The organism is Chromohalobacter sp. 48-RD10, assembly GCF_029889785.1.
In the GTDB taxonomy this organism is placed as follows: Bacteria; Pseudomonadota; Gammaproteobacteria; order Pseudomonadales; family Halomonadaceae; genus Chromohalobacter.
The window spans coordinates 484,885-507,699 of sequence record NZ_JARANX010000001.1 but is presented as its reverse complement, the minus strand read 5'-3'; the positions used below and the strand labels follow the sequence as shown (position 1 = coordinate 507,699).

General features: G+C 58.7%; 17 protein-coding genes and 1 pseudogene. 7 read left to right on the top strand and 11 right to left on the bottom strand.

The window, feature by feature from the left end; all coding sequences use genetic code 11:
• The first annotated feature begins 399 nt into the window (after window positions 1–399).
• The 3 genes from OP496_RS02245 (at window position 400) to OP496_RS02235 (ending at window position 3,515) form a co-directional block, all read left to right on the top strand.
• Complete coding sequence (locus OP496_RS02245) at window positions 400–1,380, top strand: tripartite tricarboxylate transporter substrate binding protein (RefSeq protein ID WP_280561747.1); 981 nt, start codon at window positions 400–402, stop codon at window positions 1,378–1,380.
• A 75-nt stretch (window positions 1,381–1,455) separates the two neighbouring features.
• Window positions 1,456–1,986: a tripartite tricarboxylate transporter TctB family protein gene (locus OP496_RS02240; RefSeq protein WP_280561746.1), complete on the top strand. Its 531-nt coding sequence runs from the start codon at window positions 1,456–1,458 to the stop codon at window positions 1,984–1,986.
• 2 nt (window positions 1,987–1,988) lie between these two features.
• A complete protein-coding gene (locus OP496_RS02235) occupies window positions 1,989–3,515 on the top strand; it encodes a tripartite tricarboxylate transporter permease (RefSeq protein ID WP_280561745.1) in 1,527 nt (508 codons plus the stop codon).
• Between the two features lie 230 nt (window positions 3,516–3,745).
• On the opposite strand, the gene OP496_RS02230 is transcribed toward OP496_RS02235, so the two are convergent.
• The 6 genes from OP496_RS02230 to OP496_RS02205 form a co-directional block, all read right to left on the bottom strand.
• Window positions 3,746–4,861 carry an endonuclease NucS domain-containing protein gene (locus tag OP496_RS02230; RefSeq protein WP_280561744.1) on the bottom strand — a complete coding sequence of 372 codons (1,116 nt, stop codon included), beginning with the start codon at window positions 4,859–4,861 and terminating at the stop codon, window positions 3,746–3,748.
• Window positions 4,862–4,987: 126 nt separating this feature from the next.
• Window positions 4,988–5,998, bottom strand: coding sequence for an Abi family protein (locus OP496_RS02225; RefSeq protein ID WP_280561743.1), 1,011 nt, complete (start codon window positions 5,996–5,998; stop codon window positions 4,988–4,990).
• Window positions 5,998–7,635, bottom strand: coding sequence for a restriction endonuclease subunit S (locus tag OP496_RS02220; protein WP_280561742.1), 1,638 nt, complete (start codon window positions 7,633–7,635; stop codon window positions 5,998–6,000). Before OP496_RS02220 ends, OP496_RS02225 begins: the two co-directional genes overlap by 1 nt.
• Window positions 7,632–9,110 carry a class I SAM-dependent DNA methyltransferase gene (locus tag OP496_RS02215; RefSeq protein ID WP_280561741.1) on the bottom strand — a complete coding sequence of 493 codons (1,479 nt, stop codon included), beginning with the start codon at window positions 9,108–9,110 and terminating at the stop codon, window positions 7,632–7,634. The genes OP496_RS02220 and OP496_RS02215 overlap by 4 nt, the downstream gene beginning before the upstream one ends.
• A gap of 79 nt (window positions 9,111–9,189) precedes the next feature.
• Window positions 9,190–11,619 (bottom strand): DEAD/DEAH box helicase family protein, encoded by a 2,430-nt coding sequence (locus OP496_RS02210; protein WP_280561740.1) that lies wholly within the window; start codon window positions 11,617–11,619, stop codon window positions 9,190–9,192.
• Window positions 11,620–11,948: 329 nt separating this feature from the next.
• On the bottom strand, window positions 11,949–12,968 hold the full coding sequence (locus OP496_RS02205) for an IS30 family transposase (RefSeq protein ID WP_280561739.1): 1,020 nt from the start codon (window positions 12,966–12,968) through the stop codon (window positions 11,949–11,951).
• Window positions 12,969–13,064: 96 nt separating this feature from the next.
• On the opposite strand from OP496_RS02205, the pseudogene OP496_RS02200 reads away from it, so the two are divergent.
• Window positions 13,065–13,424 (top strand): annotated as a pseudogene (locus OP496_RS02200) (alcohol dehydrogenase catalytic domain-containing protein); the annotation flags it as partial.
• A gap of 57 nt (window positions 13,425–13,481) precedes the next feature.
• Here OP496_RS02200 and OP496_RS02195 read toward each other — a convergent pair.
• The 4 genes from OP496_RS02195 to OP496_RS02180 form a co-directional block, all read right to left on the bottom strand.
• Window positions 13,482–14,375 carry a DMT family transporter gene (locus tag OP496_RS02195; RefSeq protein ID WP_280561738.1) on the bottom strand — a complete coding sequence of 298 codons (894 nt, stop codon included), beginning with the start codon at window positions 14,373–14,375 and terminating at the stop codon, window positions 13,482–13,484.
• A gap of 441 nt (window positions 14,376–14,816) precedes the next feature.
• The gene (locus OP496_RS02190) at window positions 14,817–15,248 is read right to left on the bottom strand and encodes a hypothetical protein (RefSeq protein ID WP_280561737.1); all 432 of its coding nucleotides are present in this window, start codon (window positions 15,246–15,248) and stop codon (window positions 14,817–14,819) included.
• Window positions 15,249–15,358: 110 nt separating this feature from the next.
• Entirely contained in the window at window positions 15,359–16,135 is a 777-nt protein-coding gene (locus tag OP496_RS02185; protein ID WP_280561736.1) for an anti-sigma factor, read from the bottom strand.
• Complete coding sequence (locus OP496_RS02180; protein WP_280561734.1) at window positions 16,120–16,722, bottom strand: sigma-70 family RNA polymerase sigma factor; 603 nt, start codon at window positions 16,720–16,722, stop codon at window positions 16,120–16,122. The genes OP496_RS02185 and OP496_RS02180 overlap by 16 nt, the downstream gene beginning before the upstream one ends.
• A gap of 392 nt (window positions 16,723–17,114) precedes the next feature.
• On the opposite strand from OP496_RS02180, the gene OP496_RS02175 reads away from it, so the two are divergent.
• Window positions 17,115–19,208 (top strand): methyl-accepting chemotaxis protein, encoded by a 2,094-nt coding sequence (locus OP496_RS02175; RefSeq protein WP_280561733.1) that lies wholly within the window; start codon window positions 17,115–17,117, stop codon window positions 19,206–19,208.
• Window positions 19,209–19,362: 154 nt separating this feature from the next.
• On the opposite strand, the gene OP496_RS02170 is transcribed toward OP496_RS02175, so the two are convergent.
• On the bottom strand, window positions 19,363–20,757 hold the full coding sequence (locus OP496_RS02170) for a PLP-dependent aminotransferase family protein (RefSeq protein WP_280561732.1): 1,395 nt from the start codon (window positions 20,755–20,757) through the stop codon (window positions 19,363–19,365).
• A 99-nt stretch (window positions 20,758–20,856) separates the two neighbouring features.
• Here OP496_RS02170 and OP496_RS02165 point away from each other — a divergent pair, with 99 nt between their 5' ends.
• Both OP496_RS02165 and OP496_RS02160 read left to right on the top strand, forming a co-directional pair.
• Complete coding sequence (locus tag OP496_RS02165) at window positions 20,857–21,456, top strand: LysE family translocator (protein ID WP_280561731.1); 600 nt, start codon at window positions 20,857–20,859, stop codon at window positions 21,454–21,456.
• A 321-nt stretch (window positions 21,457–21,777) separates the two neighbouring features.
• Entirely contained in the window at window positions 21,778–22,767 is a 990-nt protein-coding gene (locus OP496_RS02160) for a TerC/Alx family metal homeostasis membrane protein (protein ID WP_280561730.1), read from the top strand.
• Window positions 22,768–22,815 lie beyond the last annotated feature (48 nt).

Here is a 22,815-nt window from a genome sequence, read left to right as displayed (position 1 = left end):
TTCCGTTCTCGGAGTTGTTGTCTGAGTCTCTGATAGCCGGCGGTTGGGTATAAACGTCGTGTAGCGTGACCGAGAAGCTGAAGATGACGTTTAGCATCACTCCGTGGGTATGTCGGTGGCTGACCAAGTGTTCGCCATGGGTGACTTTCGTCTACATGAGACCTTTGGTGTATTGCCTCTCCCGAACTGAGTCTCTAGCTTGTTGTATGATGTATGACGTTACATGAGACAGGATTGATTCATTCGGTTCGAGCTACAGGATCAGACCTGAAGTGATGGGTTTTGAATATTGCGATTTGGTTTGCATCTCTACCGACTGAACGAGATGAAATCGAATGCAGTAAAGGTGCTTCGGCTGGAGGCATGTGGCAAGACGATGAGCTCAGAAAGGGGGAAATAATGAAGCTGCAAAAAACACTTTTGGGAATGGCTTGCATGGCAACGTTTGCTGCCAGTACTGCTCAGGCCGATTTTCCGAATCGCGATATTCGTGTCATCGTCCCTGCGGCTGCCGGCGGCGGCACTGACGCCATCGTGCGCAAAATCTCAAATCTTGCGGAAGATTCCGTACCGGTCTCGATGTACGTGGAAAACGTCGCAGGCGGCATGACAGCTACCGGCTTGCTTCAATTGATGGATGCGCGTCCGGATGGTTACACGATTGCGGCTATTACGTATGACAGCATCATCACGATCCCCTGGAAGGATATGCTGCCCGGCTTCGACATGGATCGCATGAAGATGATCGCTCGCATCACCCAAGAGGCCGATGCGATTACCGTGGCGGAGGATGCGCCTTATCAATCATTGAGCGATTTGATTGCAGCCGCTAAGGAAAATCCCGGCAGTATCCGTGTCGGCATCCAGAACATGGGGGCCAGAACGCACCTGACGCTGCTGCAGCTCCAGGAGCAGACAGGCGCCGACTTCAAGATCGTTTCCTACGATAACAGTGCCGCCACTCAGAAAGAGGCACTTCTCAACGGCGAGGTCGATGCGGTCGTTACTAGCCTGGGCGATCTCGCACCCTTGATCGAGTCTGGTCAGGCACGTGGCCTGGTCGAGTTCTCCGACACGCAGAACGAAGGTTTTCCTAATGTTCCGCCTGTAACGGAAACCGACACCGGATTGGATCTGCAAATGGGGAGCTTCATTACACTGGTGGCCCCTGAACGTACTCCTGACGATGTAATTGAGACACTGGAAGCGACCTATAACGAAGCTTACGAGAGTGACGAGTTCCAGCAATGGTTGACGCAAATCGGCGTGACGCCTGCCTGGTTGGGTTCCGACGATGTGACGCAATGGTCGCACGATACTCAACAGCGGCTCTTCGAGACCATGGATGATCTGGTCGAAAAGGGCGTGTTGGAAAAGTAAAAGTCCAATACGAGCTCATGCTGTCGCTGCGCCGTGCACATTGCATGGCGCAGCGGTTTTCCAACAGGTTCTGATATGTCCCCCAAACGGTTTTCCCTAGGCGGCGGGTTCTACGTTCCGGCAGTGCTGGCGATTATCACGCTTGCCTATCTGTTGTCAGCGATACAACTTGGTCCCCCGATGAAAGAGGGCAACATGACGCCTTCTTTCTTTCCTATAACGACAGCACTGATCATGCTGATCGCCCTGGTGTGCGTGATGGCACAAGAGGTTCGTCGAGCTCGCAGCAAGCATGGCGAGGAATCCGGCGAAGGTGATGGGGGCGGCGCTTCAGATGAGGATCAGGTGAGCAAAAGCATTGGTGGAATTTCGCTTGGCGCCATCAGCGTTGTTCTTCTTACAGCTTTATATCTGCTGGCCTTTGATTTGATCGGATATTTCGTATCGACATTCCTCTACGTGTTGATGCTGATGTTTCAGTTCGGTAGCGGTTCCGTGCAGAAGTGGCCGATGAAGCTGGTCGCCACGCTGATCATCACCGGAGCCGGATTCTTGCTGTTCGACGTCTTTTTCCAGGTTCGTCTGCCGACCCTGTGGAGTCAATGATCATGGAATCGCTATATGGACTGTTGGGTGGGTTTTCTGCCCTGGCCAATCCCGAAACGCTTCTCTATATGGTAGGCGGCTTCCTGATCGGCACGCTGTTCGGAGCAGTGCCGGGACTGACGTCAGTGCTAGCTATCGCGCTGTTGCTTCCCCTGACCTATAGCCTCGATGTCACCACGGCACTGGTGGCATGTGCCAGTATCTTCATGGCGGGCATGTGCAGCGGCAGCATCACGGCGACGACCATCAATATTCCTGGCGCGCCTTCGTCGATGATGACGGCATTGGAAGGCTATCCGATGCAGCAGCGCGGCGAAGGTGCCAAGGCATTGGGCCATGCCGCGCTCGGGTCGATGATCGGGGGTTCTGTGGGGGCTCTGCTGTTGATGGTACTGTCTCCCCTGGCCGCCGATGTCGCCTTGCTTATTCGCACGCCCGGCAAGTTTTCCCTGATCGCCTTCGCACTCATCGTGATCATCATCTCCCAGCGCGGATCGGTCACGAAGGGAATGATTGCCACCCTGCTCGGTGTCATGGTGGCTACTATTGGCATCGATGTAGTGCAACCGGTCGCGCGTTTCACCTTCGATAGCAGCGTGTTGGTTCAGGGGATTGATATGATGCCGCTGATCATTGGCACGTTCGCCATCAGCGAGCTGCTGATTCAAGCCGACAGCCGCAGTACTCGCACCGTGGACCCCAGCAAGCTGCAGGCCGCGAAGGTGCGTCGGCGCGACTTCATTCCGCCGCTGTCGGAAGTCCGGGAAATTGGCATTCTGCGCTATCTGAAGAGTGCGCTTATCGGCTACTCGGTCGGTATCCTGCCCGGCGCTGGCGGCTCGATGGCGGCTTTCGTCTCCTACGCAGAATCCATGCGTTCTTCGAAGCACCCGGAGCGATATGGCAAAGGGAATCCTGAAGGCATCGCATCTGCCGAATGCGCCAACAACTCCATGTGTGGCGGTGCTTTCGTCCCTATGCTCACCTTCGGGATTCCTGGCGATCCAACGACAGCCATCGTTCTCGGCGTGCTGGTGATCAATGGCCTGCAGCCTGGGCCTCAGTTCATGACCCAGCAGCTCGATCTGATCGCGCCGATGTTTGCCTCGCTGTTCGTTAGTGCCCTGATTCTGGTGCCTCTGACGCTCTTCCTGCTGGGGCCGTACTTCCTGAAGATCGTGTCGATTCGTCGCGACTTTCTCTACTCGAGCATCGCTGTGGTGGCGCTGGTGGGCAGCTATGTCGCGACCTACTCGACTTTCCAGATGGCCCTGGCGCTGGTGTTCGGCGTGCTGGCCTACTTCCTGCGCAAGCAGAAATATCCTACTGTCTGTCTGCTGCTGGGCTTCGTGCTCGGGCCGAGCCTGGAGGAATACTGTCGTCGCGCACTGTCGATCAATGACGGCAGCCCACTGGTCTTCCTGACCAGCCCGGATAGTCTGTTCTTCATCGCCCTGACAGCCGTCTTCTTCTACTTCATGGTGATTCGCAAGCCTGGGGAAAAAACGCTCAACACGACGTCTGGCTAAACCGCTGCCGAATGAAAACGCCGCAATCGTTATTTCTGGCGATTGCGGCGTTTTTGTATGCGTCGTTCGCACTGGAACGGCTGGCGGCAGCAGCTGGCGCTCAGGTTCCTGTCATGTGCAGTATATGGATCAAAACATCCAGAAGCTGGCCGAAAGCTACTCGGAAGATCTATCTTGAGGGGCTGTGCCCATAAGTCCGCAAATGACATATGGGCTTTCCTGGAGATTCACTACGACTCGTCGATTTTCCAGGCCTGCTTCAGCCGTGCCACGGTATGATCCCATTTTGGCGTCGTCGGCTTGCAGACGGTGTTCTGGTTGCCGAACAGACCAACTTCGCTGAACGCCCGGGAAGTTGGGAGCGAGGCCACCCAACGTACCGGTACGAGATATTCCGCAGCTTCCTCGTCATCGGCATCGATAGCTCGGTACAGATGCGGATAATCGTTGGCCGTCGTGATGTCCTGAAGTCGTGTACTGCCTTGATCTGTCTGCACCCTGAACTGATCGGCGCGGCAACGCTCGCCGGTCACTTCGGCTACGCCCACATAGCCAGTCTTGGGGATGTTGACCCAGACGCGGTCACCTTCGGACAGCATGGCGAGCGTTTTCGAGTACCAGGCCGCGCCGCCGCCGGCGATAAAGCCATAGTGGCGTGCCAGCTCCCAAGGGCGATTATCCCCGAAAGAGGCATAGAACTCGCCGTTCCATGGCTCCTTGCGTGTCTTACGAGTCGCTGGCTGGATTGGTTCGTCCGGGTCGATCATCCAGGCTCGACTCAGATAGCGGTTGCCCTGGTCTTCAAAAGAGGCGAAGAACATGGCGTTGATCGAGAGTTGAGCGTACTCGTTGAGGTAGTTGATGATCCGCTCGCTGCTGGCGTCGAGCTGAGTCGCCACGACCACCAACTGATGGTTCTCGTTGACCGTGACGCTATCCAGGGGAATGCCGAACTTGGCCTCGAAGGCGTCCTCGAGCGTCGTGTGAGGGCGCTGATAGCGCTCGGCGAAGGCCTGGTAGATCTCGATCAACTGGTAGTCGGCCAGCGTGACTACCCAGGAGGCATAGTCGATGGCCTGGGCCACCACATCGCGGGGCGTCTTGTCGCGCTTGAGCTCGATGATGATCATCGTGCCATTGGCGTCGATGGCCAGCAGGTCGATCAGCTTGTCGAAGCCGGTGCGCACCTGTCGCCCGATCAACAGCCAGTCCTGATTGAGGATCGAGACATCCTGCATGATTTGCTCTTCCAGCTGCCCCTCGTCGGCGAGTCCCATGGGCCGCAGCTTCTGCGGCTGCTCACCTGTACTGCCTGCCAGCTTCCAGATTCCTTGCTCGATCGCCATGTTAGCTCACTTATTCTAATTGGCTATATAAAACCCTTTGCACGCGTAGAAGGTAGCAATTAAGATACGCTTCAACACGGCCCCTATCGGTGCGACTGCTCGGCAGTAGCGCTGCTTAGGGGTTTTTTATTGCCGTTCTTTCCATTTCCAATCATGCCAGCCATCAATGATGCCCATTCCCTTGAGGTTAAGCCCGGTCGGCGTCAGGTCTGGAAAGCTAACCAATAGCTCGCTTAGACGCTGCCACCAAGTAGAGGTAGGGTTTGTCGTCATCAGCAAATGCTGAACGATGCAGAACAGTAGAAATGGGCGCGCCTGGACATGAGAGTCCTGCCAGGCGTGCTCGAAAAGCGGCACTTCTACCTGCGCGGGTTTTCGAGGCTGGTCGGCCATGTTCCGGTTCCAGAGACGGCTGTGATGTGCACAAACGTTGCGCAGATAATTAAGGCTGCGCAGCCAGGAAGCGAAGACACGACCGTTGCTGATTCCGTATCGAGCGGCGATGGCGTCCTGCTCGCGCTCGCGCATGCCACCAAACAGATGCGATAGCGTTCCGAAATCCCAAATCTCGCTAGCAATCCAGATCGGTACGGGCAAGCCATATTTCTTCTTGTGATGCTCGATGAAGGTCTCCTTCGAGCGATTGATCAGCCTCGCCTGGTTTTCCTGCCATTTATGCAGCGGCGTCAGTCCGGTTTTCTGATCGATTTTTTGGGCGAATTCATCGTGCAGCAGGGAAGGGTTCAGGTAGGCGTATGGATCCAACCGCCCCAGCGTATGCGCAATATCCACCCGCAGCCCGACCTCGATACGCTCAAGCCCGTCCAGTGCCAGCAGACGCAGGCGCTTATCGAACACGTAGAGGTCTACGGCTTGCTGGAAGGTGGCGCCAGGCTTGAACGTATCCAGCATCAGGTGGTCCGTTCTGCCTTTCTTGAGCATGGGCTTGCCGTTTTTGCTCAACGGAGAACATGCCCCCGAGCGCTCGCGAAAAGCATACCAATAACCGCTCAGGCGGTAGTAGCCGATCCGCTGCAAGTGGGCCAGAGCCCGCTGCTCATCGGTTATTGTCAGGCCTCGGTCTTTAAGCTGTTGTAGCTGTTCAAGGTAACTGAGCCAAGGTTTGTCGTAAGCCATCAGGACACCGCCTTTTCCACTACCGTTTCAGCGAGCTGGGCGCGGGTCTCGCCGGCCTCGCCTAGGCGGGCTTTGAGCTGGTCGCATAGAGCCATCAGTTCGTCGACTTTTTGAACGATACGGGATTGCTCTTCAATCGGAGGTAAGTAAACAGTATACGACCAAAGTTTCTCTGAAACTAACTTGCAAGTACCATGACTAGAGCGGTCTACAAGTTCGATCAGCTTGGGTTTCTCCGCTTGTAAGTACAAGAGAAGATAAAGGGTGATTTCCTCCGGCGGGACCAAGGCTTTCATGTCTTGGTTGATCGTGACTTCACGCCCACTGATCGCTACCGGGAAAGAGTGAGCCAAAATCATGCCTCGAACAACCATTAAAAGGCTATTTTTTGGCACTTTTTTCAATGTTGTCTGTTGCAGCGCCTGTTCTGTGACTTTTTTTTGAGAATCTTGGATGACAGAGAGTTTCATGTCTTTTGGAGAAACCCAAGGGATATTTCCCTCCCAAAATCCTGCATTGGACTTGGTTGGTGTAGATCCACCAAGAATTTCCCCAAGATTACCCAAAGTAACTTCAGTCCATCCAGAAAGAAAATCAGATTTTCCTTCGATACCATATCGGTTCAGAAGATGAATCGCTGGCTCATCATCAGGATCCTGCTCCACCAGTCGCCCCATCACTGCCAGCTGGAGGATGGTCTGCTTGAGTTTGTCGATGCTGGCCTCAGAAGTGAAGAGGGTATCGAAGTGCTCGGCCACGCGGGCCCAATTCTCGGCTAGCTCGGCAGCATCGGCGGAGCGGGTGAGGGCATCGAGCAGGGTGTCGACCAGCACTTCTTGGGCGTCTAGCTGATCGCCGACTTGCTTCTCCAGCCGGTCGCAGAGAGCCATTAGCTCGTTGACTTTGGCCACGATGCGATGTTGTTCATCAATGCACGGTGTGGCAACTGGTATAGATGACAGTCGAGCTTGATTCAGCTTAGGAACGGTCATCCCGGTGATATACTGGTTTAAGTCGGCGGCAGCTAGGAAATAAACTAGGTATTCATCGGCGATAGCTTTCCTGTTTGGCCTTAAAACATGGGCGTGATTGTTTACCCAGGTCTTGCCTGAAATCGGAAAGGCTGTTCCTTCTCCCTTGTCCCACTTGGCACCGTCCTCACCGACTAGTACCAATGGTTCGTCAAATAGGTAGTCGTCAACATAGTCTACAATGCCAGAAGCACCATAATATGGATATAGGCCATCTTTTCGTGCCGATTTTGTTATGGGCTTACGCTGGCTATCGAGGTTTTTAGCTATTTCACCTAGCCTTGTCCACGTCCAGCTCCTCGGTATATTGAAAGGCTGCTCATCTGGCGCAATCTCGCCTGATACCGTTTGGCGTCCCCTTGTTTTAGGCGGCGTATGGTTTTTTCGGAGCCTGAGAAGTAATTCACTGAAAGAAGTATCTTCAGGAGATTGAGGGGCAAGCTTGCCGCGCACGGCGAGCTCCAGAATAAGCTCGCGCAGCTTTTTGATGCCGGTCAGCTCGATTTTCCCGTTCTTACCCGATGTGCCACGCCCGGTACCGCTCTTGTGGGTAACAGCGCTGGTCCAGAGGTCGAGGTGGTCGGTGATCAGCTTATGTGCACTCATGCCTGGCCTTCCGTATCTCGGGTGAGGGCGGTACCGAGGATGGCCTTGAGCTGGTCGCGGAGTTCTTGAATTTCCGCCTGCTGTTGGGCGTACTGCTCAAGCAGCTCGTCCGGGTCGTGGCTGACTTCTTCGCCTTGCCAGGGGTTCTTGATATCCAGGTTATAGTTTCGCGCCTTGATCTCGTCGATGCCGATCTTCCAGGCCTGCTCCGTTTCCTGGCGGCTAGCGAAGCCGTCGGCTTCGTCGCCCCACCAGTCGATCTCGGTCGCGAACTCCTCGAAGCGCATTGGGCGCGTCTTGTTGTAGTTCTTGTAGCCTTCGGGATAGGGGTGTTCGTAGTACCAGATGTTCTCGGTGGGCTGGCCTTTGGTGAAGAACAGCAGGTTGGTCTTGATTCCGGTATACGGGTTGAACACGCCATTGGGCAGGCGAACGATGGTGTGCAAGTTGCACTCGTTCAGCAGCTTTTCCTTAAGCCGGGTTTTCATGCCCTCCCCGAACAGAAAGCCGTCCGGCAGCACCACGGCGGCGCGGCCGCCGGGTTTCAGCAGGCGGATGAATAGCGTCATGAACAGGTCGGCGGTCTCGCGGGTGCGGAATTCCGCCGGGAAGTTGCTCTCGATGCCGTCTTCCTCGGTGCCGCCGAACGGTGGGTTGGCGACGATGACATTGACCCGCTCACCCGGCCCCCAGTCCCGGTAGGGGCGGTTCAGCGTGTTGTCATGGCGAATCTGGCTGGGTACCTCGATGCCGTGCAGGATCATGTTGGTGGTAGCCAACAAGTGAGGCAGTGGCTTCTTCTCCCAACCATAGAGGCTGTATTGCAGCGCCTGCTCGTCGGCGGGCGTCTGCACGTAATGCTTGCGCTTGTGCTCGATGGCACAGGTGAGAAAGCCGCCGGTACCACAGGCGGGGTCCATTACGCTCTCGGCAAGCTTGGGATCGACGCGATTGACCATGAACTCCGTCACGGCGCGCGGGGTGTAGAATTCCCCGGCGTTGCCGGCGCTCTGCAGATCCTTGAGGATCTGCTCGTACATGTCGCCGAAGGCATGCCGCTGCTGGGAGGCGTTGAAGTCGATGCCGTCCTGGATGCGGTTGATCACCTGGCGCAGCAGATGGCCGGACTTCATGTAGTTGTAGGCATCTTCGAACACGCTGCGTATCACGGCGGCGCGGGCATCGCTCCCGGCATCCAATTGCTGCAAACCGGGGAAGAGGGTGTTGTCGATAAAGTCCTTCAACGCCTCGCCGGTGATGCCCTCCGGATTGGCGGCCCAATTACTCCAGCGTAAATGCTCGGGAATGGGGCTCACGTAGTCGTCGTAGACCACTTCCCATTCCTGTTCGCGGTCATCGTAGATCTTCAGAAACAGCATCCAGACCAGCTGGCCGATGCGCTGGGCATCGCCGTCGACACCGACGTCCTTGCGCATGATGTCTTGAATGCTCTTGATGGTACTGCTGATGCTCATGGGAATCCCGTTTCAATAACCAGAAGCGCGCCAGCGGAGCCGCTGGCGCGCAGAATGCGACGTATTGTACCTAGCCCGGTCAGACGGCTGTAGCGGCATCGGCGTAGAGTGTTTCTTCGAGCTCCCGCACGGCCTCGCGATAGCCTGCTTTGCCGCCGAAGGCCTGGGTCAACTCCACCGTGGTGCCAAGCCGGTCCAGCGGCGTCACCTGCAGCACCTTGGTGTCTTCGATGGTGGCTACGCCGCTATCGGCGTATTTGTCGAGCAGGGCATCCAGTACGGCGCGCGCCTGGCCCTCATAGCGCGCGAAGTAATCCGACTGGCGCGCCTTGGCCGCGCGCTGGCGGCGAGTCAACGCGGGGTGGCCGTAGACGATGTGCACGATGGCATCGAAGGGATCCGGCGTATCACCAAGGGTCTTCTCGACTTCGCTGGTGAGCTCTTCCCAGAACACGCCTTGACCGGCCAACTCATCCAGCACGGCCTGCTTGCGTTCGCTGGCTTCCCAGCGGCGCAGAAAGTCTTTCAGGGTGGCGTAGTGGGCGCGCACCGTCCTGCGGGTGTAGTCGGTAAGCTCTTCGGTGATCAGCTTGCCATCCGGTCCCAGGTACTGCACACGACGCCCGATGACGGCCACGCTGACATCATTGACCACATATTTGCTTGGAGGCTCGCCAAGGCCGTCCGTGCCGTCGTCGCCATCACCCAGTGGCGGATCATAAGGATCTGACGTTGATTTGCCGTCCGGTGAATCGCTGCCGTCCTCCGGGGCGTCGTCTTCGCCCTCGTCTTCAGAAGCATCGTCATCGGGCAGCAGCGGATCGCCGTCGCTGGGCACATAGACCTGCTCGGGCTCGCCATCGAAGGCGGGGTCGGCGAACAACTCCGTTGCCTTGCGGAAGTCGAGAATGGTGAACCAGAACTTGTCGTGCTCGGCGTCGATGCGCGTGCCGCGCCCGATGATCTGCTTGAACTCGGTCATTGACTGAATGCGCTGGTCGAGCACGATCAACTTGCAGGTCTTGGCGTCGACACCGGTGGTCATCAGCTTGCTGGTCACCGCGATGACGGGGTAGGGCTCCTCGGGATCGGTAAAATGGTCCAGCTCGGCCTTACCCTCGAGCTCGTCCCCAGTGATGCGCATCACGTACTTGCGGTTCTTCGCGACCTGCTTCGGGTTGAGGTTGACCAGCGCCTGGCGCATTCGCTCGGCATGGTCGATGTTCTCGCAGAACACAATGGTCTTCTGCATCGGGTCGGTCTGGGCCAGATAATCGGTGATGGTCCGCGCGACCAGCTCGGTGCGCTGGGTCAGGATCAGGTTGCGGTCGAAGTCGCGCAGATTGTAGATGCGATCCTCGATCAGCTCGCCGTGGATATCGGTTTGACCATCGCTGGGGCGCCAGCCTTGCAGGTCGCGGTCCAGGTCGACCCGAATCACCTTGTAGGGCGCCAGGTAGCCGTCGTCGATGCCCTGCTTGAGCGAGTAGGTGTAGATGGGCTCGCCGAAGTAGTGGATGTTGGAAACCTCGGTGGTTTCCTTGGGCGTCGCGGTCAGCCCGATATGGGTAGCGCCGCTGAAGTAGTCCAGGATGGCGCGCCAGGCGGAGTCTTCGGCGGCACTGCCTCGGTGGCACTCGTCGATTACGACCAGATCGAAGAAGTCCGGCGAGAACTGCTTGTAGATGTTCTGTTCTTCTTCGCTGCCGGTAACGGCTTGGTACAGCGAGAGGTAGATCTCGTGTGATTTCTCGATCTGGCGCTTGGTGATCTTGGTCATCGCCTGGCCAAAGGGCTTGAAATCGCCTCTCTTGGTTTGGTCAACCAGGGCGTTGCGGTCGGCGAGGAACAAGATGCGCTGCTTGCGGCCGGCCTTCCATAGCCGCCAGATCAACTGGAAAGCGGTGTAAGTCTTACCGGTGCCTGTGGCCATTACCAGCAGCAGACGATTCTGCCCTTTGGCGATGGCCTCAACCGTGCGATTGATAGCCACCGCTTGGTAGTAACGGGGTGCACGGCCGCTGCCGTCATTGAAGAAGGGCTGTTCGATGACTGGGCGCGTCTCTTCATTTAGGCCTTTCCAGCGGCGATACCCGTGCCAGAGGGTATCCGGCCCCGGTAGTTGATCAAGCGCCAGCTCGGTCTCGGCCTGATCGAACACCAGACGGTGCGGGTCGCTGAACAGAAAGCCGCTGCCATTGGAGCTGATGGCGAAAGGCACATCGAGCTTTTCCGCGTAGGCCTGCGCCTGTTGCATGCCATGGGCCAGGCTATGGCTGGCATCCTTGGCCTCGATGACAGCGATGGGCTGGTTCTTCTGAAAACACAGCACGTAGTCCGCTCGACGTGGGTGTGAGCGGTGATGCATGCGGCCCCGCACGATGATGCGGCCGTCACTGACCGGGTACTCTTCGCGAACCTGGGTATGAAGATTCCACCCCGCCTGCTGGATGGCCGGTGTGATGAACTTGGTACAGATATCCCGTTCGCTGAAAGCTTGCTTGGTCATAGCGGCTTCCCTGCTGCGTTCATAGATTACTTATAAATTTTTACGCTAGGTTACGTGAAACTGAGCAGATACGCATGGTGCGTGGGCATCACTCTCAAGGGGCATTCGTCTAGTGCCTGTATGGGCCGGCTGCTTGGAGAAGGCAGGACCTACGTCAGCGAGGTGGACGCCGGCAAGCCCATGATTTCGAGAAGCAACGCCTCGCTGGGGAAGGTGGTCACCGACGCTGTACTCGATAGCATGAGCGATCATGAGAGCACAGTGTGTTGTTGTGGTGAATGAGGAAAGCAGAACGGCAATTTGGGCGGATTCAAACTCCAAGCGCAACACTATTGGTGTGTTGAAGGTTCGGACACCGACTTCTTGAGAATTTCCGCATACACTTCCAATGGCGTCTTCGCATCCAAGGCCTCTCGAGGCCTCGTGTTGAGTGAATCTGCCATCTCGTCGAGTTCCTCTTGGGTGTAAACCGATAGATCTGTGCCCTTGGGTAGATACTGTCGAAGCAGGCCGTTGGTATCCTCATTCGACCCTCGCTGCCATGGGCTGTGTGGATCGGCGAAGTAGATGGCCGTCCCTGTGCGCTGTGTGATTGTCGCATGCTTGACCATCTCGCTCCCCTGGTCATAGGTCATCGACAGCCGCAAAGCGCGTGGCACACGGTTCAGCTTGTCACTAAAGCCGACCACGGCGTCCGTTGCCGTGGTGCTATCCATTTTGACCAGGATCAGGAACCGTGTCGTACGTTCTACCAAGGTCCACACAGCAGATCGATTGCTGGCTCCCATGATGAGGTCTCCTTCCCAATGCCCCGGCATGAGTCGATCTTCGATCTCGGGTGGCCGAAGATGAATACTGACCAGGTCTGGGATCTGATGGCGGCGATCCTTACCACGACTACGTGGACGTCTCTTCCCCTTGCCCTGCCGAAGGCAAGCAATGAGCTCCTTTTTCAGCGAGCCTCGTGGCATCACATAGAGCGCGTTGTAGATAGATTCGTGTGAGACTTGGCGTGTCGCGTCATCTGGGTACATACGCTTCCGTGTGAGGGCGATTTGCTTGGGCGACCAGTACTTACGTAACAGATAGGTCACCAGGTCGCATAATGGTGTCCCAGGACGCAGCTTTGATGGTCGCCGTGGTAGACGCCGCGACAGTGTTGCTCTGAAGCCCGCGAGGCTAGCGTCGTCGCCTGGTTGCGTGGGTACCGTATGTCGAGCCAGCCCCCGAGAAATGGTACTGACAGCGCGCCCAAGGTGCTGTGCGATGGCACGTATCGAGTAAGCGCCACGCATCAGCATGATAGTGGCACGTTCTTCAGCGGTAAGGTGGCAGTAGCAATGAGTCATGGGGATAACGTACCTGATGGTTCAGGTGTTGCACTTGTTCATTGAGTCCGCCGAGTGCCTGCCGAGTCGCGGTGGGCGTGATCCGTGGAGGTCGACATGAAAGCGCTTGTCTATGAGGGAGTGGGGCAGCGGGCCTGGAAGGAGAGGGAGCGGCCCGCAATCGAGCAACCCACGGATGCCGTCGTGTGGGTGACGCATACCACCATTTGCGGCACCGACCTGCACATCCTCAAGGGCGATGTGCCGGCGGTGACGTCGGGCCGTACTCTGGGGCATGAGGGTATCGGGGTGATCGAGGAGGTCGGCGGGGGCGTCAGTGGCCTCGCGGTCCTGATCTCTTGCATCACGTCGTGCGGGCACTGCGATTACTTTAAGCAGGACATGTATGCGCATTGCCGCGATGACGGGTGGATTCTCGGTCATACGATCGATGGTACCCAGGCCGAGATCGTGCGCATTCCGCATGCCGCCAACAACAGCATCGGCGAGCGGCCTGGTCAGCGCTACGCCATCTCATTCGCTGCCTACGCCATATCGTCGGACGCATCCAGTACCCGAAGAACGCAAACCAAGCCAGGCATTGACGAAGAGGGTCAGCAGGATCAACGAACCGCCGAAGAGGGTGGCGTGTGGAGGTTGTTCACCCAGCCACCACCAGGCCCATAAAGTGCCCAGCAAGGTTTCCACCAGATAGAAAAGAGCCACCTCCGTCGAAGGCAGATAACGGGTCGCACTATTGATCAATGCAGTGGCCAGTGGCATCTGCAATAGCCCCATCAGGGCGAGAACGCCATAGCTTTGCGGGGCGAGTGCCAGTGGCGTCGCCATCGGCAAGGCCACCACTGCCGATATACCTCCGCCGATGGCAATAGGCGGAATCCTGTCGAGATGGGGATGACGGCGTAACAGGGTCAGGTTGCCGCCGATAGCCGTCGCCGCAATCAGCGCATAGATATCGCCGACAAACCCTTCTCCACTGAGGGAGCCAAAGAAGACCAGTAGCATCCCTAACATGGCCAACGCGATTGCTAACCAGGTGCGCAACGCCACTGGCTCAAGCAGGAAACACCGCGTGAAAAAGGCAGCAAAAAGCGGTGCGGCACTCAGGATGACGACGACATTCGCCACTTTGGTGTTCATGACAGCGAGCACGAACAGGCAGGACGTCACGGCCAACAGTAGCGCGGAAGCCAACGACTTTCCGAGGTTACCGCGCAAGGTCGCCAACCGACGTCCTCTCAGACATAGCAAGCCGAGCGATAACCCCATCAGGCCGCCTCGCCAGAAGATGATGTTCCAGCCGTCGGTAGCTGCCAGGCGAACCAGCAGGCTGTCGATGCTTAAGACGGTAACGCCGATGGTGACTAGGAGCAGGCCGCGCCCGTGATCGTTAAACGAGTAAGACATCCAGTGTGCTCCCGGTCGTGGAGATAACATGCTCATCTGATAGGCGGCATGCTAATACAGCCAACAACTAGTCGGTATCGAAATCACCCATCCAATCCGGTACAGGTGGTGGAAGACGCAAGAAGTCGTTGGTGTAGTGCCTGCTATGGTATTTGCCGGAGTCTATGGGACTGTTCTTGTCACGCCGCGTCTAAAGGTTCGCGCGACACGGGCAAGGGCGAAGCCTGTACTTCACGTGGTCTGTCTGTCCCCAGTGTCCTCTATTGTGTGAGAGGCCGTGTCGAGACTCTGGCGAGCCCTAGGGAGCAAAGGGTGATGAAAGTGCTTACCCATGAGGGCGCGGAGTTACGGATTGGAAGGAGAGGGCGCAATCCTTGGCGACGCGAGGCATCAAAAAGGGGCCCGCAGGCCCCTTCCGTTTCTCGGCATGCCGGAGAACGGTTACTGCGCGGTGATGGTCTTGGTGACCAGCTCACCGTCCATCTTGATGGGGCCGTCTTTCTTGGCGCCGAGGGTGTACTCGAACACGCCGGGCTCCATGCCGCCTTCTTCGCTGTGGACCATCAGCATCAGGTGATCGCCGGCACTGACGTCTTCAGTCAGCAGCGCGGTGACGTCCATGTTTTCGCCTTCCTTGAGCGGGGCGTGACCGACCACGGGGCCTGGCTTCATGCTCTCGTCGGTGCGGTGGACCACCAGCCAGCCGTTGCTGTCCGCCGTGACCTTTTCCGCGGTGACCGTGCCGCCGGAGACGGACTGATCGTCGGCCCAGACCTGTGGGTGCATGTCACCGTGCATTTCCGCCTGGGCCAGAGAGGCGCCGGCGAGCAGGGTGGCGGATACGAATGCGCTTGCCATGAATTTGGTCATCATCATTCTCTCCTTGAGTTCCGAGCACGCCCCATCGTTGCGAAGTAGTTGGATGGGCGTGCTTCTAGTTACGAGGAGAGCGCGCACAAGGTTTCACCTCGGTGCGAAAAAAATCACAGGTGTTGCGATGTCGCTTCCCGATCGGTGGGATAGAGGTAGCCGTGAATCGCGCGGCCCGTCGGCTGGCCGGTGGGAGAGCCGCCCGGGGGCTCGATGCTGATGCCGAAGGTGGCCTGCTTGAGTAGATCGGAGTCGTAGTCGCTGAGGGCGTCGGCCGGCAGGCTCAAGTCGTCGTTCAACACGCCCACCGAGCGGGGCTTGGGCCCGAGCGAGTCGGCCTTGATCCATAGCTGGTAGGTGCGGTCCGGTAGCGGCTTGGCCGTCACCGGTCGTACGTCGAGCCGGCGGCTGTCGAGGTCGACGGAAAGCATGAAGGCGGGCTGCTGGTCGTCCTGCTGGAATACGGCCACGAAGGGTGGTTCTTCCGGCGATTCACCGAGGGGCGGGAGCAGAAGCACGGCTAGCACCAGCGCCGCGGCCGTCGCCAGGGCGGTGCTTCCGCGCCAGAATCCCAGGCGGCGGCGCAGTACGATTAGCTGCGCTGTACCGCTTGCGTCGGCTTCCGGCTCAGGTTTTGTTCGAGAAGTCGTCTCGAGCTCGTCGAGGCGACGCTCGATCCTTGCCAGCAGGTCCGGCCCCGGAGCGACCGTCCGGACTTCGTCACCGAGCGGGGCGAGACGGGCTTCCCAGGCGTGAATGCGCGCGTCCAGGTCGGTGTCGTGCTCTCGCCGTTGTGCCACCTCGGCGCGTTCGTCGGCCTCGAGGGTGCCTAGCACGTATTCGGCAGCCAGCATGTCGATATCGTCGTGATCGGTCATGGTGCCAGACATCCCTTGAGTTGCTTCAAGGCTCGATGGAGCCAGGTCTTGACGGTATTCACCGGTTGTTCGAAATACGTCGCCAGGTCAGCGCGTGACCAGCCGTCCAGATACGCAAGGCGCACCATGTCCTGCCGGTCAGTCTCGAGCTCCTCCAGGCAGGCGTGCAACCGCCGGGCGTCCTGCTCATATTCGATGTGTTCGCGGGCACTGGGCGTGTCGGCGGCCATGTGCGACAGCGACTCTTCCGACTCGTGTGGCGCTCGGGGCTGGCGGCGCAGCTCGTCGATGGCGGCATGGCGGGCGATGGCCACCATCCAGGCAATCGGCGAGGCTCGCTCGGCTTCGAATTGTGTCGCTTTCTGCCAGATCGTGACATACGCTTCCTGGACGACGTCGTCCGTCCGCCCCTGTTCCTTCAAGATACGTAGCACCGTGCCGTAGAGTTTCGCCGAGGTGGCCTCGTAGAGTTGGGCGAAGGCCCGGCGGTCACTCTGGGTGACACGTAGGAGCAGGTCGTGCAGGCGGTCTCCGGACGCGGAGGACGTGGACGAGCTGTTGTCTTGCGGGGTCGCGGAGAGCCTGGAGGCATTGGACATACCACATTCCCTGTTGTCGTCGTTGGGCATGCTGCCAGCGGTGCGTCTTGCATCGGCGCCAACGCGAGGCAGTGTGCAAAACCCCCGACGCTATTACAAGCAAGGGCTGTGCGACTCTTGATCGAGGTGGTGTAGGCCCGGCTCCATAGCCGGCAGGCTCAGTGGGTACGGGGGTGCCTCACGCTCTGCCTTAAAGTTTACGCGTAATGTGTCGATACGTATGGCATAGGGCATCGGTTCCATGCTCCTTCCCGTTCGAATCCTATCCTAAACGAGATCGTTTCCATGTTGTCTTGCTTGCCCATGTGCTACCACGTGGCGGGCGGTGCCGTATCGGCGTCGTTGCCTTTTGCATGTTTCCCCAACGAGCCGTCACGGCGGGAGGTGTGAGCATGCATTTCAAGTCGATTCGCACCCTGGTCGCGACGCTCGTCGGGGCTTGCATCGTGGTGCTGGTGGTGGCCTTGGTCGGCTATGCGACCTTTGCTAATTCTCGCTCGGCGGAGGTCGTCGACCAACAGACCCGTGAGTTGCTCGAGCAGAACATCGAACAGCGTCTGGATGCCGTGGCCTCGACCCAGGCCGAGCGGATCAAGACCCGCCTGAATCAGGCACTGGGTCAGGCGCGTAACCTGGCCTCGCTCAATGAGCTGATGGGCGAGGATGAGGGCGTCTCGCTGACCCGCGAGGAGCTGTCGAACGTCGTCCGTGACACGGTGGCGGAAAACTCCGATCTGTTGGATGCTTTCATCGGTTGGGAGCCCAACGCCTTCGGTAATGACAGCGATTACACGGGCCGTGAAGACGCAGGCTATGGCTCCAATGGCCGCTTCATGCCGTGGTGGTATCGCACCGAGGATGGTGATATCGAGGTGCTGCCTCTCGGCGAGACAATGGAAAGCGAGACGCTTCAGGACAGCGGCGTGCGCGAGGGCGAATACTATCTATGCCCACGCGAGACCCAGGCGCCCTGTGTCATCGATCCCGCGCCGTACGATTACAACGGCAAGACCTTAATGGTGACCTCGTTCAACGTGCCGGTAATGGTCGATGGCGAGTTCCGGGGCAGCGCTGGTGTCGATCTGTCGGTAGACTTTATCCAGACCCTGTTGAATGAGGCTAATCGGACGCTATTTAACGGTGCCGGAGAAATGGCGCTGATCGCGCCGCGCGGTGGCGTGACCGCCTATACCGGGCATGGCGAGACGGCGGGCAAGCAAGCCGAGGCTGTCTTCGATGAGGCCATTAGCGCGAAGCTGGAGCGTGTCAGCGCGGGCGATCCGGTACGCGACGCTTCGGGCGAGATGATCGAGCTGTACTGGCCGTTCCAACTGATGGAAGGCAGCGAGCCGTGGAAGGTGATGATTCGTCTACCGGCCGATGTGGTCATGGCGGGTGCCGATAACCTTCAGGCGGCTCTCGAGGATCAGCGCCAGGCCGATATGATGGGCATGATCGCGGTGGGTGCGGTCATCGCGATGCTGGGGTTGGTGGTGAGTTGGTTGCTGGGCGGCAGCCTGTCGCGGCCGTTGCGCCAATTGGCCGGGCGCATGCGCGATATCGCCTCCGGCGGCGGCGACCTGACCCAGCGTTTGCCGGTGCGCGGGCGTAACGAGATCGCCGAGCTGGCCACGCAATTCAACGCCTTCGCCGACAAGATGAACGATGTGCTGCTGGATGTCCGCGACAGCAGCGATTCGGTCCGAGTGGCGTCCTCGGAGATCGCCTCGGCGAGCCAGGATCTCGCCGGCCGCACGGATACTACTGCCTCCAGCTTGCAGGAAACCTCGGCTTCGATGGAGGAATTGACCAGTACCGTCTCGCATACTGCGGACTCGGCGAGTCAGGCCAGCGCCCTGGCCGAATCGGCCAGTCAGTCAGCGACGCGCGGTGGCGAGGTCGTTGGAGACGTGGTCAAGACCATGGACGAGATCGAAACGGCTTCGCAGCAAGTCGCCGAGATCGTCACCACCATGGATGGCATCGCCTTCCAGACCAATCTGCTGGCCCTGAACGCTTCCGTGGAGGCGGCGCGTGCCGGCGAGGAAGGGCGTGGCTTCGCAGTGGTCGCCAGCGAGGTGCGCCAGCTCGCCACGCGCAGTGCCGAGGCGGCGCGTGAGATCAAGTCGTTGATCGACAATGCTTCGAGCAAGACTCAGAGCGGTGCCGAACTGGCGCGTAGCGCAGGCACGGCGATGAATGAGATCGTCGATGGCGTGACGCGCGTCACGGATGTGCTCAACGAGATCAGCGCCGCGACCAGCGAGCAGCGTGACGGCATCGGCCAGGTCAACGTGGCGGTTACCGATCTGGACAACATGACGCAGCAGAACGCCGCCATGGTCGAGGAAAGCGCCACTGCCGCCGCCGAACTCAAGGCCCAGTCACAGCGCCTCGCCGAGACCGTCGGCGCCTTCACCCTGCGCGAGCGTGACCAGGGTGCGAGCGAACCCGCGGCCTTGCCGAGTGCTTCCCGCACGAGCTGACGCATCACGACAATATGCCACGACCAGAAACCGCCGGATCGACCGGCGGTTTTTTGTGGTTCGGTTGGGTGGCTGTGCTTGGGCGAGCGATAAGCGCTCTAGATGATCAGCAGTTGCTTGGTACTTGAAACATGTTGGTATTTAAAACATGGGCTTAAAGAGTCTGCCAGGGAGATGTCTGGGGTTCTGCGAGGACCTCGTCGATGATCGTTAGTGCTTGCGCTAGCGATTCACGGTCGACGGGCGGCCCTAGACACAGCCGTAGAGCTTGAGGCGCTGGTTCGCTTCCCATGCAGAATGGCTCTGGGGTGGAGACCTTGACGCCACGTCGTGCTAGCAGGATCTGCAACTCGCTGCTGCGCCGCCCTGACGGCAGTGGTAACCATACTATCGACGACCCCTCGTGGCTTAGCGGTTCATAGGCGGCCAAGTGCTCCAGCACTAGTTCGCGGCGGGCGGCAAGCTCATCGATCTGCCAATGCAATAGTGCTCGACTGCCGGGATCCTCCATCCAATGGCAGGCCGCTTCCACCATCAGGGGGGGCGTCATCCAGCTCTGGGCGCGGATCGCCGTTCCGAGGCGTTCCAGGAGGCGTTCTGGCACTGTAAGACTGCCAATGCGTAGCCCACCGGTCAGTACCTTGGAGGTGCTGAAGATATGCAACGTGCGTTCCGGGGCCAGCGTGACGAGCGGCGTGCCACGGTTGGCTAAAGGCAGGTATTGCACGGCGTCTTCAATCAGCCAGATGTCGTGCTCGCGCGCCAAGGCCACCAGCTGCTCGCGGCGTGTTTCATCGAGCTGGGCCCCTGTCGGATTGTTGAGGTCTGGAGTGGTGTAGAGAACACGCGGTGGTTGTCGAGCGCACAACCGGGCGAGGGCATCGACGTCCAGGCCGTTGGCGTCCATTGGCACTGCCATCAATCGTAGATGGGCCTGCTGGGCGGCGGAGATGAACCCTGGATACGTAAGGGCATCCCCCGCCACCAGGTCACCTGGTTGGGAGAGTACCTGCAGGGCGAGCTGGATGCCGTGCTGACCACCTTGCGTAATCACCAGCCGACTCGGGTCGTCGGGGAAACCGAGACTACCTTGCCAGGCGGCGATTCGCGCCCGCTGAGTCTCGTTACCGGCCTCAGGTTGATATTCCGTGGCGACCTGGAGGGCGCCGGGTGAGGCGGTGATGTGCTCGAGCGCGCGTTGCAGGCCTTGGGCTCTTGATGGGTGGGGCGGCGGCAGACTCATGCCCATGTCGATCATGCCTCGATCGAGAGGCTCACCGGCGCGGAAGCTGGTAGGAGATTCCTCAATCGATTGGCGCACATAGGTACCGCTGCCAACTCGAGAGTCTAACCAGCCCTGGTGGTGGGCCGTGGCGTAGGCGCGGGTGATGGTACCGATGGTGACGCCTAGTCTATCGGCCAACTGGCGCTGGGGCGGTAGCTTATCACCGGGGGTGAGTTCGCCAAGTTCAATTCCCTTGGCAATGGCCTCGGCGATACGCCGGTAGCGTGGGCCGCCTTCAGGCAGCTCGGGTGTCCAAATTGTCATGGTGACAATAAAACCTTTGACGCCTTTATTGTACCCATTATGCTCGAAATAGTCGGTGAATTGAAACCAGTTATGAAAAATTGTAGGGGTACAATTAAGATGGAAACCTTGGCTCTCCTCGGGCCTGCCGCCCTGTTCATGATCGCTATGACCATCACGCCAGGCCCCAACAACATGATGCTCACCGCGTCTGGGGCCAATTACGGCTTTCGACGTACCTTGCCGCATCTATTGGGTATCATAGGTGGCTGCTTTTTGTTGTTTTCGTCGTTGGCCCTGGGGTTGGGTGTCGTATTCGAGCGTTTCCCGCTGGTGCAGACGTTGCTGCGCGTCATCGGCAGCCTCTATCTCCTGTATCTGGCCTGGGGGATTGCAACGGCGCCGCCACCCTCCTTCGATGCGAGCGAAGGACGACCGCTCAGCTTTTGGCAAGCAGCCGCCTTCCAATTCGCCAATCCCAAGGCTTGGGTAATGGGATTGACGTTAATGGCGAGTTTCCTGCCCGAGGACGGCAACACCGTCGTCAATGCGCTCGTATTGGCGGGTTTCGCTGAACTCGTGGGATTTCCTTGCATAGCGCTTTGGGCGGGCTTTGGCACGGCCATTGGCCGCTGGCTCAAGGGGCCACGCGCCTGGAGAGTGTTCAATGGGACCATGGGGGCGCTCACTGCCGCCTGCGTGATCTTCATCCTCGGTTGAAGACTAAGCAACTCACCGGTCACTTTGCCGAGCGACGCACACGCACGCTGATGCGTGGTTTGAGTGTGCCTCAGCCGAAAACCGCCGGTTTCTCACGTAGGGAGAAAGGCGCGCGCCGTGACGATAAACGTTGCGTTACGACGCGCGCCGCCCCACAATGCGCCGCAGCGGAAGGGGAGTATTCCCGACGCGGGCCGCCCGGCCCGTCAGTTCGCGTTGTCATCGTCAGCACGGGCGCAACGCCCCGGTGACAGCGGCTCGGCACTCATGCCGAGCGGGAGAGACCTTCGGCAACGTTGACCGTTGACCGGAGGTAGACCTATGTACGTCCCCCTGTGGGTATGGCTGGCCACTGTGGCTGGCATCATTGCGCTGTTCGTTTTCGATTTCGTCTCTCATGTCCGTAAGCCGCACGAACCGAGCTTCAAGGAATCGGCCGCGTGGTCGTGCGTGTATATCGCCTTGGCCATAGTATTCGGCGCAGGGCTCTGGTGGGTGTGGGGCGCACAGCACGGCGCGGAATATTTTGCCGGCTTCATCACCGAGAAAAGCTTATCGGTGGATAATCTGTTCGTGTTCGTGATCATCATGAGCAAGTTCGCGGTGCCGCGTATCCATCAGCAGAAAGCGCTGTTGATCGGTATCGTCATCGCCCTGGTCATGCGCGGGGTCTTCATTGCCGTGGGCGCGGCGGCAATCCATCAGTTCAGTTGGGTGTTCTATATCTTCGGCGCCTTCCTGCTATGGACGGCCTACAAGTTGGGTAAGGAAAGCTTCGAAGACAGTGATGAAGAAGAGGAATACCGCCCGAATCTGGCGGTGCGTCTGGCGCAGCGCTGGCTGCCTATCACCAAGGAGTATCACGGCCAACGCCTGATCACGAAGGTCGATGGCAAGCGCCTGGTGACGCCGCTTTTCATGGTGATTGTGGCGTTGGGTTTCACCGATCTTGTGTTCGCGCTGGATTCCATTCCCGCCATCTATGGATTGACGCGTGAGCCGTATATCGTCTTCACGGCTAACGCTTTCGCGTTGCTGGGATTGTTGCAGCTTTACTTCCTGCTGGGAGGCTTGCTGTCACGCCTGGTCTATCTGGGGCTTGGGCTGTCGGTGATCCTGGGCTTCATCGGCGTCAAACTGGTTCTCGAGGCGCTGCACGAGAATACGCTGCCGTTCATCAACGGTGGTCATCCCATCGAAGCGATTCCCGAGATTCCCATCTGGCTGTCGATGACCATCATCATTGGCACGCTGGTGGTCACTGGCGTGGCGAGCTTGCTCAAGGACCGCCGTGACCGGGCCCGTGCTTAACGCTACCGCTTTTGCCTGACACCGCCTATAGCTACCGCTTTTGCCTGA

Coding starts and splice junctions, on each gene's coding strand:
- OP496_RS02175 (WP_280561733.1), top strand. CDS start 17,115: ATGCATTTCAAGTCGATTCGCACCCTGGTCGCGACGCTCGTCGGGGCT.
- OP496_RS02160 (WP_280561730.1), top strand. CDS start 21,778: ATGTACGTCCCCCTGTGGGTATGGCTGGCCACTGTGGCTGGCATCATT.
- OP496_RS02205 (WP_280561739.1), bottom strand. CDS start 12,968: ATGACTCATTGCTACTGCCACCTTACCGCTGAAGAACGTGCCACTATC.
- OP496_RS02180 (WP_280561734.1), bottom strand. CDS start 16,722: ATGTCCAATGCCTCCAGGCTCTCCGCGACCCCGCAAGACAACAGCTCG.
- OP496_RS02235 (WP_280561745.1), top strand. CDS start 1,989: ATGGAATCGCTATATGGACTGTTGGGTGGGTTTTCTGCCCTGGCCAAT.
- OP496_RS02210 (WP_280561740.1), bottom strand. CDS start 11,619: ATGACCAAGCAAGCTTTCAGCGAACGGGATATCTGTACCAAGTTCATC.
- OP496_RS02170 (WP_280561732.1), bottom strand. CDS start 20,757: ATGACAATTTGGACACCCGAGCTGCCTGAAGGCGGCCCACGCTACCGG.
- OP496_RS02190 (WP_280561737.1), bottom strand. CDS start 15,248: ATGATGACCAAATTCATGGCAAGCGCATTCGTATCCGCCACCCTGCTC.
- OP496_RS02215 (WP_280561741.1), bottom strand. CDS start 9,110: ATGAGCATCAGCAGTACCATCAAGAGCATTCAAGACATCATGCGCAAG.
- OP496_RS02220 (WP_280561742.1), bottom strand. CDS start 7,635: ATGAGTGCACATAAGCTGATCACCGACCACCTCGACCTCTGGACCAGC.
- OP496_RS02225 (WP_280561743.1), bottom strand. CDS start 5,998: ATGGCTTACGACAAACCTTGGCTCAGTTACCTTGAACAGCTACAACAG.
- OP496_RS02245 (WP_280561747.1), top strand. CDS start 400: ATGAAGCTGCAAAAAACACTTTTGGGAATGGCTTGCATGGCAACGTTT.
- OP496_RS02230 (WP_280561744.1), bottom strand. CDS start 4,861: ATGGCGATCGAGCAAGGAATCTGGAAGCTGGCAGGCAGTACAGGTGAG.
- OP496_RS02195 (WP_280561738.1), bottom strand. CDS start 14,375: ATGTCTTACTCGTTTAACGATCACGGGCGCGGCCTGCTCCTAGTCACC.
- OP496_RS02240 (WP_280561746.1), top strand. CDS start 1,456: ATGTCCCCCAAACGGTTTTCCCTAGGCGGCGGGTTCTACGTTCCGGCA.
- OP496_RS02165 (WP_280561731.1), top strand. CDS start 20,857: ATGGAAACCTTGGCTCTCCTCGGGCCTGCCGCCCTGTTCATGATCGCT.
- OP496_RS02185 (WP_280561736.1), bottom strand. CDS start 16,135: ATGTCTGGCACCATGACCGATCACGACGATATCGACATGCTGGCTGCC.